General features: G+C 25.2%; 6 protein-coding genes and 3 tRNA genes. 4 read left to right on the plus strand and 5 right to left on the minus strand.

The genetic code is table 4. From position 1 onward, the window contains the following. From F795_RS0103095 to F795_RS0103110, 4 genes are all read right to left on the minus strand, one after another. A partial coding sequence (locus F795_RS0103095; protein ID WP_022936261.1) for a helix-turn-helix domain-containing protein occupies positions 1-206 on the minus strand: 206 nt, incomplete at its 3' end. A 175-nt stretch (positions 207-381) separates the two neighbouring features. Beyond that, entirely contained in the window at positions 382-1,416 is a 1,035-nt protein-coding gene (locus tag F795_RS0103100) for an ABC transporter ATP-binding protein (protein WP_022936262.1), read from the minus strand. A gap of 1 nt (position 1,417) precedes the next feature. After that, positions 1,418-9,814, minus strand: a complete 8,397-nt coding sequence (locus F795_RS06940; RefSeq protein WP_022936263.1) for an ABC transporter permease — start codon at positions 9,812-9,814, stop codon at positions 1,418-1,420. A gap of 162 nt (positions 9,815-9,976) precedes the next feature. Further along, positions 9,977-10,582 (minus strand): FMN-dependent NADH-azoreductase, encoded by a 606-nt coding sequence (locus tag F795_RS0103110; protein WP_022936264.1) that lies wholly within the window; start codon positions 10,580-10,582, stop codon positions 9,977-9,979. Between the two features lie 89 nt (positions 10,583-10,671). Here F795_RS0103110 and F795_RS0103115 point away from each other — a divergent pair. The 3 genes from F795_RS0103115 (at position 10,672) to F795_RS0103125 (ending at position 10,962) form a co-directional block, all read left to right on the plus strand. Next, positions 10,672-10,747: transfer RNA gene (locus F795_RS0103115), tRNA-Arg, on the plus strand. Between the two features lie 59 nt (positions 10,748-10,806). Further along, positions 10,807-10,880, plus strand: a tRNA-Gly gene (locus F795_RS0103120). Positions 10,881-10,888: 8 nt separating this feature from the next. Then, positions 10,889-10,962, plus strand: a tRNA-Gly gene (locus F795_RS0103125). Between the two features lie 134 nt (positions 10,963-11,096). On the opposite strand, the gene F795_RS0103130 is transcribed toward F795_RS0103125, so the two are convergent. Further along, complete coding sequence (locus F795_RS0103130) at positions 11,097-12,374, minus strand: hypothetical protein (RefSeq protein WP_022936265.1); 1,278 nt, start codon at positions 12,372-12,374, stop codon at positions 11,097-11,099. A gap of 142 nt (positions 12,375-12,516) precedes the next feature. On the opposite strand from F795_RS0103130, the gene F795_RS0103135 reads away from it, so the two are divergent. Continuing rightward, the coding region (locus tag F795_RS0103135) for a helix-turn-helix domain-containing protein (protein WP_022936161.1) at positions 12,517-12,806 on the plus strand (290 nt) is incomplete at its 3' end.

The raw sequence follows: 12,806 nt of genomic DNA on the forward strand, positions 1-12,806 counted from the left end.
CGATGATATCTTCTTTTGCGTGCTAATTGACTTGCAGAGTTCGAATTGTAATTCATTATGTTGCTATCAAAGTTTCTTTTTAATTCCCTAGAAATAGTAGAAGCAGATCTATTAATTTCTTTAGCGATTTTATTAATTGAATAATTTAAATTAAAATAATGTTCAATTAAAACTCTCTCTTCATAATTAATGTGTGTATAATTCATATTGTAACCTCTTTTTTTAAGCAATGCACAAGAGTTATATTGAAGGGAAAAATATCCCTTCAATTTTATTTTATAAAAAAGTGCAACAACTTTAACAAATTTGTCAAGTGTTGCACTTCATGTTACAATGTAGCAATATGGCCAATAATTAGAGCCATATTTTATTATCTGTAAATTATTCGTTTGAATTTTCTGAAGAATTTTTATCAATTAATCATTTACGTTCTTGTTGAATGATTTCACGAATGTGTCCATTTTCTAGATAAATAACTTTATCCGCAACTTCTGCAACACTTGGGTCATGTGAAACTATTATTATAGTAGCACCATATTCTTTATTAATTTGTTGTAGTATTTTTAAAACTATCTTTGAAGTTTTTTCATCAAGTGCACCTGTTGGTTCGTCTGCCACAATAATAGGACTATTTTTAGCTAAAGCACGAAGAATAGAAACTCTTTGTTGTTGACCACCTGACATTTGCGAAGGATATTTATACATACATTCAGTAAGTTCAAAATCACGGAATAATTTTTTGAGATTTAATCTTTTTTCTTTTACGGGTTGCAAATAAGAACCTGTTTCAACATTATCAAAACTATTTAAGTTTTGAAGTAAATTATAGTTTTGGAAAATAAATGAAATATTTTTTCTTCTAAATAAAGTTTGTTTTTCATTAGACATATAAGGAAGACTAACATTATTAACAATAACTTTACCACTAGTTGGTCTATCTAAAGCACTTATTATATTTAATAAGGTAGATTTACCTGAACCAGATTTTCCATAAAGAATTGCAATTTCTCCGGCCTTAATTGAAAAACTAACACCTTTTAAAACTTCAGTAGCTATATTTCCTGAAAGATATGTTTTATGCACATCTTCAACTTCAACAATTAAACCTTCTTGATTTTTAAGATGTTCTCTACCATCTTTTTTTCAAGCTTTATTATTGGCTTTTTTAAATTTTTTTAAAGTTTTGTTATCTAAAACTTTAACATTATTGTCATCTTCATCTTTAATTGTAAAGGGTTTATCTGCTTTTGCAAGTTTAATTGGTGACAATCCTTTTGAAATTTCACTATTAATGTCTAAAACGATTTTCTCTTTTTCATTAGAAGAAGATTTTTTTGTTTTAGCTACTCTAGTAGTTTTTTTCACTTCTTCGGTATTTTTGGTTGGAGTGCTTTTGTTTTTAATTTTTTTATCCATGTTATTTTCCTTTCAAGACGTCGATTGCTTTTGCTTTGTTTATTGAGTTTCAAGTAATAATTGATGTTATTGTAAATATTGATAAACAAACTGCAAGAGATAAAAGAACTGTTGAAACATATAATTTAATTGGAAGAACTATTTGACTAGTTGCCATCATAAATTTATTTAGAACTGTTATAAATCCATAAGTTACTGGAATCATAAATAAACAAGCTAGAACAATAATAGGTATAAAGTTAAAGAAGAATAAGAATACTTTTTCTTTATTGCTATATCCTAAAATTGAGAATATAGCTATTGATCTTTGTGACGAAGTAATCATAATATGTGTAATTACAACAAGAATAATAATTGATATAGCAAATGATAAAACAATAAATGCTGAAAGAATTGTATTTGTAGTTTGCGATATTCCACTAATAAATCCAACTTCTATATCTTTACTGTCCACATTAAATGAAGCACCATACATAATGTTTTTACCATATATAGCTTGTGAATCAATTCCAAAGAATTCATTTAAAACATCTCTTGCTAATTTTACATATTCAGCACTTGGATTTTTAGTATGAAGCATTTCATTAAATTGATCATTAGTTATTTTTAATTTTCTTAATAAGGTTTCTTTGTAGTCTAAGTTAGATTTATCATATTCATTATAGCTCTTAACCATATGTTCATATGCTGAAGTAAACTTAGAACCGTCCGATAAGAATATTCTCTTGAAGAAATCTCAAATTACAAAATTATCACTACCATCTACATCAAATGTAGCAGATGCTCCTCAATATCCTAAAGGAGAATAAGTTGTTAATGTATCAATTGTTTGAACAGGAGTTTCATCATTAGATAAAATTCCATTGAAGGCTTCATATTGTTTAATAAAGTTTTCTTCAATTTTCTTGTAATCTTTAGGATCAGAGATATTTTTAATAGCATCTAGTTCATCTTTTTTAGCTTCGCATAATCTTCTAGTTAAACTATCAAATCCTAAAATTTTGTCTAGTATATCTTTTCTTGTAATAAATTCATTATTTATATAAGTGTTAGAAACACCAATGATTTTAAATTTATAATTTACTTTTGGACTATCTTTACCCAATGCTCTATATAAAAATCTATTAACATGATTTTTAATATTAGCATTTAATATGCTTCCTTCACTAATTCCTAAAATTTTTGAAGTAACATGATTTACTACTAAAGGAATTTCTTTATTTTCATCTCAATTGTAATTTTCTAAAGCTTGTGTTAAGTTTTTGCCATCTTCAGAATAAATTTTAATAAATTTACTATCTTTTTGGTATCCATAAATTTTATAATCTTTATTTTTTTCTTCTTTAGATTTTTTTGTATAAAATCCTATACCAACATCTGCATAAGTATATTTTTCATTAGTTGAATCATTTCAATAAATACCGCCAAATGAAACAAAGAAGTCTTTAAGATTTATTTTTTTATAAGCTTCGGTTAGGAAATTTCTATATTGAATACGATATTTAGAAGTAGATACTAAAACTGGTTTTGCATATGATCCAGTTTCAGGATTTCATTCAACTAATTTAAATTTAGGCAACCCATCAGAACTAGAGCCGGAGCCAACAGTAGTAAAGGCAAAGAAACTTTGACGATTAGACAAATCTTCAGGTAAGCCAGCTTTTTGATCGGCATAATATTTATTTATATCTTTAACTGACATATACCCAGGTGCCGCAACTGATCAATGACAAGGAACTAAGTTTTGAGTTTGTTCCATTGCTTTTGATACACGCTTAAATATTTCAGTAACTCTAGCACGTTGAGTTTCTGGCATGTTTGCGTAAGTTATATCTCATGGACTAAGAGAAACTGACATATCAAGCAATAAATCAAGTGATGATTTAGTTAAAACAACTGGATCAAATTTATTAACTTTTACATCTGTATTAAAATTATATCCTGGTCTAAAAAAGTTAGGGTTTTGATAATCCAATTGTGATCCTGTTGAAGAAGAACCACCACCAGACAAATCATTAGGAACATATAAATACTTGCTTAAATCATTTTTGTTATATGTAACAAATGGCCCACCTTCAGTTGTTGGGGTTTCTAAATCAAGTTTATATCTATAATTTCTATTTTCATATGTTTGATTAATTGATTTATTAAAGACATTACCAGTTGACATAAATAACATCGTGATTAAAGAAGTTGTTGAGAATGCAAGTAATAATGAAATGAATTTTCAGAAATTATTAATAGCAGTAGAAATAATATATTTGAACTTAATAGTTGAACGTCTAAAGATTGACATAATTTTTTGTGAAAAGTTTCCAATTGACACTTCGACAAGACCACTCATAAGTTCAGTTGGTTTTTTTCTAACAGAAAATCAAGTAATTAAAAAGATTAATAAACTAATTAAGACAAAAGGAACAATAATTGTAAATAATAAAGTTGGAAGTGAGAACGAGATAATTTTGTTTTCTAGCGTCCAATATATCGAGAATATTTTCATCGTTGGGCTTTGTAATAGAAGACCTGTAATATATCCAAATATAGTACCTATTAAAGTTGGAATTCATCCAAATGCACAAAATGAAATAGCTATTTCTTTTGTTGTATATCCTTGTGCCAATAAAATACCAATAACTTTATTTCTATCTTCGATATATCTTTTAACAATAAAGTAAACAATAAATGCTACTAAAATAATTAGAATAAAGACTGCATAAAATGTAACAGACTTAATTGTTGAAATTAATTTGGCTGTGGTTGTAACTCTAATTGAACGTTCAGGATTTAAATAATCAACTTCATTATTTAAATAAACTTTTTGACTGTTCGATGAAGATACACTCGAAATAATTTTATTGAATATATTTTTTAAATCGTTAGGGCTTTTTCCAATTTGATAAATTTCTTTTCCGCTTTTTGTTAGTTTTGAAGGGGCTTTTACCAATACATATTCTTTTAAAGCAAATGTAGGGTAAGCTGAATAAATTCTATCAAAACCTTTTTGATTAACATAAAGTAAAGCTTGAGTTTTTGTATCAACTTGCAAGTTAGATTCATTAATTGCAGGATATAAATAATCAGCAGTTGTATCTACTCCAATAATTACATATTCGATAGTATTTATTCTAACTTTATACTTAGCATCGAGAGAATCAACGAATCTTTGCATTTCTAAAGGCGATTTTAAATATTTAGATAAATCACCTTTATAAACTTCTTTATTGTTTTTATTTAAATAACCATAATTTACTTTTGCTAAATAAGATCCAGCATCAGTATAAGAAATTAAATTGTAAATTGAGATAGGTTGAATAATTTTATATAAAACATCTTTAAAAGTTTTAGTTAAATTAAGTCCATAAAATTCTAAATCTTCATTGTTAGGTCTTAATTTATTTGTGATTAAATAATTAAATCAAGACAAATCAATAACAATATTTGCATCAGATTTATTTTCAATTTTTAAATCATCAGGCAAGAATTTATCAAATAAAGGAAGAAGCATACTTCTAATTTCTTCTGCATTCATATTTGTTAAATTAGAAAATAGTTTTCTAACTATAAATCCTGCATTACCTTCATTAGGGTTATTGCTTAATAAATAACTAAGTAAAATTTGAGGAAATGATAAAGCAATTAAAGGATTCATTAATGAAGAAGGTAAATTGATTATTGAAAATATTTGACTTGTTTTTGAAGCGTTTAAAGTCATTTTGTAAACTAAATCAAAATCAAAATTATTTGTAATTAAAGGTTTTAATTTAGAATCTGCACTTATATCTTTATTATTAATAAATGTTGAAACAAATTTTTCTAAAGCACTTAAATAGAAAGTTGGCATCATATTTGCTGAAGCAATATAACCAAAATTATAAACTAATTCATATTTATGTTTTAGTAAAATTGACTTAAAATCTTGAATATTTTTGTCTGATAATTCAATGCCAGAAGCTTTTAAAGAATTAAAATAATTTTGGAATTTAGCATTTGTATTAAAAATTTTTTCAATATTAGAAACTAATTTATTTGTTTCAGTATGTGCTAATGATAATTGTAATGCAAGCGCATCATATGAGCCAGGTTGGCTACCTAAAATACCAATGCCGGGTAGTTTTTCTTTAACTTCTTCAAAACTATTAAATAAATTTGTAACTTCTGAATCTTTTGCTAAGTTTAATAAACCTTTTAAAATGAAAGTAATTTGATCATATGTTAAATCATTTTTCTTATTAATTACTTTTTCATTTTCACCAGTGTAAGGGTTTTTAACATATGAAACTGTTTTTTCTCCTAAAGCATTTAATTCATATGCTAACTTAATTCACATTGAATAAAGATTTAAAGTCTTATCAATTATAGGGCCATCACCTTTGCCAATCATTGAACCTAAATATTTAGCAAGAACAGAATGCAATTTAGATAATAAAGGTTTATCAACAATTGTGCTTTCTTCATTTATTAAACTTGAGAAATATCCTAAATCAGCATAAGATAAAATGTCTTTAGAAGCTTCGGCAGAATCAAATTTATATTCTGAGTTTGTTTTAAAATTGTTAATTTTAAGTTTTTTAATAAATTCTAAATAATATTCAACTTTTTGTTTCATTGTATCTAGATTATTAAATTCATCTTCTTGAATTAAAACATAATTAGTTAAGAATGCTATTTCTTCTTTGTTTAATTCAACAGGCATTTTGTTTGCAATAGAAATATTAATGTTACCTAAAATATCTTTTATTTTTTCTTCATCATATGGACTAAATGCATGCGAAGTAGATGAAGTACTATTATTATTAGGGAAAGATAATTTAGTTAAAGCAAGTAAATTAGTCAATGAAATTTTGCCTGGTTCATCTGCAGGAATGTTTAATTTTAAAGTTTTAGATATTTCTTGAGTTTTAAATGATAAGTTTGCTAATTTAATTAAAGCATTTTGTATTGCAATAACTTTATTAGAAACACTGCTATTATTTGAGCTTACCATTGATGATACAAATGCAGATAAATAATCAACATCGCTTAAGGTCTTTGTGTTGAAATTATCATATACTTTTGCATTAGCTTCAACTGCTCATCTATAATTTTTTAAGAAACCTTCAAGAGTGTTAGCAAATTTTTCTACTGAAATATTATCAATAATTTCGCTAAGTCCTTCACTAACATTTTTATATGCTAATGCAGGGTTGGTAATATCATAAGCACTTAAATTAATAAAAAAGGTTTTTATATTTTGTTCATCATCTGCACTTATTGCTACATTTGCTTTTTGATTTGCTTTTTTCCAAATATCAAATAAACTATTTTCAATATTAGGATTTAATATTTTATTAAAGTCAACATTATTAATAATGTTTTTCATAGTAGTTCTAAATTTATTTGAATCAACTGATTTTAGAAAATCAACAACTATTTGATGAGATGATAAAACTCAGTATGCTCTTTTATTATCAGTCAAATTTTGAAGAGGATATTTTTTATATCAATCTTGAATTAGACTACTAAATTTGCTAAAGTTAATTGAATCAATTAAATTTTTAAAGAAAATAAATACTTGTGATTTATCTTTGAAAAATTTAAATAAATCTCTTAATTTTATATTTAAAAATGATGGAAAAATATTTTCTAAATTAAAGTCTAATAAACCAAGAAACTTATTAAGAATATCGACAAATTTTTGATCTCTTTCTTCAATTGTTGATCCAGAATCTAAATATTGTTTTTCAAAATAATCAATAATATTGTTTAAAGTTGATTTTATAAATACTTCACCATTAATATTTGCATATTTATATGCACTATTAGAATTATTATTTATAGAAATTATTAGATTATTTAATAAATCAAATAAAACTTTTGTTAATGTATAAGGATTTGATTTACCAACTGAAAGCATTTCATGATATCCATTATCTTCAATTGCCTTTTGAGCAGAATATAAAATTACTTCAAGTGCATCTTTTGAAATGATTTTCATTAAATCAGACTCATATAAAATTTTCTTTGCATATTCAATTAACAATGCAACTGATTTATTTTGAATAATGTCATTTGTTAAATCCGTATTAATAGAACCAAAAGCCACTGGTAAAGATAATGAGTTTTTGAAAGTCGGATTAACTCAAGCTCAACCATCTTTTCCTATTTCCGCTTTAATTGTAAGACCTTTAATAACAAGTTGTTGATATAACTCATCTAATGTAAAATAATGTTTATCTAAAAATCATGAATTATCTTTAATTCATCTATTGTTTTCGTTTTTAAGAACAATATATTTATCGGTGTCAACTTTGGTTATTGCACCTAAGATTTTTGCACCTTCTGAGACTTTAGCATCAGCTTCATCAGTTAATAATAATAATTTTCCATTCTTAACTGTTTTTAAAAAGCGTGTATTTTCATAATAATCATAATAATCAACATAGCGAATATCAGGAACAAAATAATTAAAGTCAGGTGTATAGTTATCAAATATAGCATTAATTATTTCTTTTGTATATACGGGAGGAAGTTTTTTAATTATTGAAGGATCTTTGCTTTTTAAGAGAAATTCATCAATATCCTTATTATTAATAGAACTATGTAAAATAGTTTTATTAAACGCTTCTTCTTGAAGTTTTCCAACATTTTGTTTTATGCCTTTTATTTTTTGATCTTTATCACCAGTATTAATAAAATGAAAAACATTTTTGATTTTAGTAAGTTCATCAATTGTTTCAATAGTTAATGTTTGTCTAATACCGATGTTTTCTTCGCCAACTTCTTTAACAATTTCTTTTAATATAGCTAAACGAGCATATTGAGATGCTCCATCTTTTAAAATAGTTTGATTATTTTTAAGTTCAGCACTACTTATTAATTTTTTAGCATTTTCCACTGGATTTGAATTTAATGAAGGATTTAAAACACTTTCTATTTCTAAAATGCTCTTATATTTTTTGCCATCTACTCAATTATTTTTTAAACCTAAAAGAGCTTTTCCATCTCATTCATCAGCAGCTAAAAATTTAATATTTAAATCATTTTTGTTAATATCTTCATCTAAATGCAAACTTAATTCTTCTTCGTTGGTATTTATTTTGCCATTATGTTCATATTTGGTTGTAATTTTTTTTGTTCAAATAGAAAAATATCTAAGTTCATCATATTTATCTGAATTAGTTTGTTTAAGATTATTAATGTATTTAAGATATGACCCTTTTCAATTTGAATTATTTAATTGTTCATCTCAATTTAATTTATATCTATATCATAAAAATTTACCAGTTATAGTTCTTTTTCTAACTCATGAACTTGGTAATAAATAATTTCCAGCAGTAATGTTTGCATATTCTAAGGCATTGTTATTAATTTGGTGTGTCAATAAATAATTTATTAATTTAAAATTACTTGCAATTTTATCATTAGCATTGATATTATTTTCAATACTTGTATATCCACTAGATAATTTAATATCAGTATCAGTGCTATCTTGCTTTGATTTATTAAAATAAAATTTACCCGAATTAGGTTCTTGTTCATAAAAACCTAACATATTTAAAAGATCTGAACCTTTAATTACATGTAAAGCATTTTCATCTTTTCATTTGTTATAATCATCGATATTAATAGATGCTTTATTTTCTTTTACATTTAAATATAAAGAAACCGGATTAATTAAATATTCAGATTTCTTATTTGTATTATAAATAAATTGTGCAATGTTACTTAATTTTAATTCGCTATTAAAAACAAAATTAGAAGCATTATTAATTTGTTCTTCTTTTGTTACATTTACAAATTTTTCTTTTCCAGCTATTTTTTTAAATAAAGGAAAGGTGTAATCAGAACTACCTGATAATGAAAATCTACGAGCTTGATCAAATGTAATTCCATCAGATAATTTTTTATTATTACTACTACTATAATCATCAATGTCAAATTTAACATTTGAATTTAACTTAGAATTTTTATAAAAATCTAAAAAGTCTTTAGTTCTTATATAGTAATTATCAAAAGATGGACCAAAAGTTCAATTTTCAAATTGATTTTCTGGCTTTGTATCTTTTAATGGAATATATTCTTGGTGTTCCTTAGGTAAGCTAAGTGTATAATCGACATGACTTTTTTCATTATCTCAATTAAATTCAGAAGGGCTTTTTTCAATTACTTTATTTTCTTTATCAATAAGATCAAAACCCCCATTAGGAATATTACCAGCGGGGTTAACGTCTAAATCTACAGATAAATCATGTAATCTTGAAACTTTATTATAAGAATTCACTGTTGATGTATAACTTGTTTTAATATTAAAAAATAATGTAAAAATACCTGAAGTAATAAAAATTAATATTGTTAAACAAATCATTGTGATCTTATTTTTAGCTAGTGATTTAAACACTTCTTTAAATAATCTTCGCATAAGTCCTTAACCTCAATATAAAATATAAACAATTATATAAAAAGAAAAAAATATATCATTTATTTAATTTTTTATGCCTTTTTTTAACATAAAAAAAAGAACCTTACTTATATTAAAAAGTACAGTCCTTTTTATAAAAATTAGTAAATGAATATCTTTTTATTAAAATTCTTTGGCTCTTTTTTCAATTTCAGATTTATAAAGCTCGTATATTTCTTCACGACTCTTTTGAGAAAATTCTTTGGTTTTTAATGATGTAACATGTATTGTTGGTTTAACGTTTGCACCTAAAAATTTTCAAAGACCTTCAAGATAATCTTTATGACTAGAAAATAAATACCAATCTTTTGGTGCTCCTTGAGTAGCTATAATTTGAACATCTAAATTATCAAGTAAACCTTTAGATTCGCCCTTGGCTGAATATTTGTAAGAAAAAGTTTTGTTTGCAATGCAAATATAATCAATAAAACTTTTTAAAGTAGTAGGCACATTAAAATTAATCATTGGAGCTGCAATAATTAATTTATTTGAGTTTTTCAACAAATTAATGTATTTATCTGAAATAAAATTATTTTCAAAAAATGCACTAAAATTTGAAGCTTTTAAAATTGTTGATGCACTTTCTATTTCATTTAGATCTAAATAATTAATCTCATCATTTGGATGTTGCTTTAAATAATCATGAACAAATTTTATGGTCAAATAAGTTGAAATAGACTTATCTTTTGGCAATGGCGAAGATAATAAAACCAATACTTTATTACTCATTTTTTTCCTTTCTAATTAAATTAAATATATAAAAATTATATTTCTTTTTTTACTATATGTCTTTATTTTATGGTATTATTATATAGTGTGGTCGCGTAGCTCAGGGGATAGAGCACATGCCTTCTAAGCCTGTGGTCGCAGGTTCGAATCCTGCCGCGATCGCCATTTTTTTTATTTAATTTTTAAAAAAATAAATAATTAATATATAATTAAATAAGTTTTTTGCGAGTGTAGTTTAATGGTAGAACATTAGCCTTCCAAGCTAAATACGAGGGTTCGATTCCCTTCACTTGCACCATTTTTTATGCGGGCGTAGTTCAATGGTAGAACATCAGGTTGCCAATCTGAATACGAGGGTTCGATTCCCTTCGCCCGCACCATTTTTTTATAAGGATAGTTTATTGGTTAAAACATTAGTGACTTCACTAATAAAAAGGTTCGATTCCTTTAGTATTATTCCATTAATAAATAAAAGTTCAATTTAAAGCAATTGAACTTTTTTATTATCTTAAATTTATTTTTGTTTTGTTATGAATTGATCAAACATACTTTCAAAAATATATCTAACTTTTCCTTTAGCATCAGATTCATTTAATTGTTCTTGGGTTTGAGGAAGTTGTACATTAGCAATTCCAGCAATATTTAAAATTAATCATTTTACTTTTTGTCTATATTCATCATTTGCAATAACAATTTTTTGTCATGGTTCTAAAAAGACTTTAATATTTGAAAAATTGGCTTTAAAGTTTAATTGATGTCCACCAACATCTGGTTTAAATGCATTATCAATATTTTCTATATATTTTTCAATTTCAGGTTTTCCATCTTTGTAAATAACAGTGTCAATTCTTTTTAAGATCATTTCAAAAATTTTAAAAGATTCTTCAGTTCTAGTGAAATTATTAATAATTTTTTGAACAGTGCTTGGATCAGAATCAGTAAAATACTTAATTTTGTTATATTCAACATTGCCTGCACTATCTACTTTTTTTAATGAAAAGTAAAACTCTACATCAATATCTCCGGTAGGTTCACCTTTAGCATTTATTGCAATGTTATTAGGTATACCTTTAAATGAATAGTTATCTTGATTAAAAAATTGTTGGAAATATGTATTTATTGAGCCAAAAATACTATCATCATTTGAACCATTTTTAAGATAATCTGCGGCTAAAGTAGCAACAGAAATTAATCCGGGGCTATATTGTGATAAGGCAGACATTTGTTTAAAAGTTAAAAATTTTTGCATACCATTTAATGCTTTAGAAACACCACTTTCAGGTTTAGCTGCAATTCCTACAACATTTGCACTAAACGAAGCAAGTGGAAGGGCGGCAATAGGAGCAATTAAGCCTCCTGCCAACCTTAGTCCTATAGTAGATTTATTATTTTCTTTTCTTTTTTCTAAAGGCTTTTTAATTAGTTTTCTAAAAACTCTCATAAATATTAAACTTATAAATGCAAAAATAGATGTAATTAAAAATAATAGAAAACTACTTAAAGTTTTAATAAATACATTTGTAAAATCTTCGCCACCATATTTACCCATATATTTATTTAAATCAACTTTCTTTGCAATTGCAGCAGCTATTGGCTTAGAAATACCCAAAGCTATTAATCATCCGCCAATAAGAAATACACCAACAAATATTAGAACAACAGGTCCTTTTGTAAAGCCAGTTACAAATGCTAAAATTAAAGTTAAACAAAATACTGCAATTTGAACTCACATTATTCATGATGATTCAGAAACTGCTTTTCATTTGTCAACAAGTTTTACCATTATATCCATAATTTTATTTCCCTTCTATTGATGTAATAATTATAAAATATTTTTTATTAATTTAATAAATACATAATTTTTAATAAAAAAACAATAACCAAAGGTAGAGTGAACCCCAAATTCCGGACTTTTTGGAAAGGGGTTCATTTTTATGCAATTCAAATTTAAAAAAGAAAAAAGAAGCAAATGAAATAGAGATATAAAAGGCTATTTGAAATTAAAACTTGATCAAAAAATAAAGATTGTTGAATTATATCTTCAAGATTTTAGCATTTTAGAAATATCTAAAATAATGAAAAATTCTTATTCAGCATGCTATTCAGTAATAGAAAAATACAAAAAGTTTGGTTATAATTCTTTTGCTATGGAAAAGAAAAAAGGAAGAAAATCTAAAATAAATTTAGATGCTCAAAAGGCAGCAAATTTTAAAATCAATATTGA

The organism is Metamycoplasma orale ATCC 23714 (assembly GCF_000420105.1).
GTDB lineage: Bacteria > Bacillota_I > Bacilli_A > Mycoplasmatales > Metamycoplasmataceae > Metamycoplasma > Metamycoplasma orale.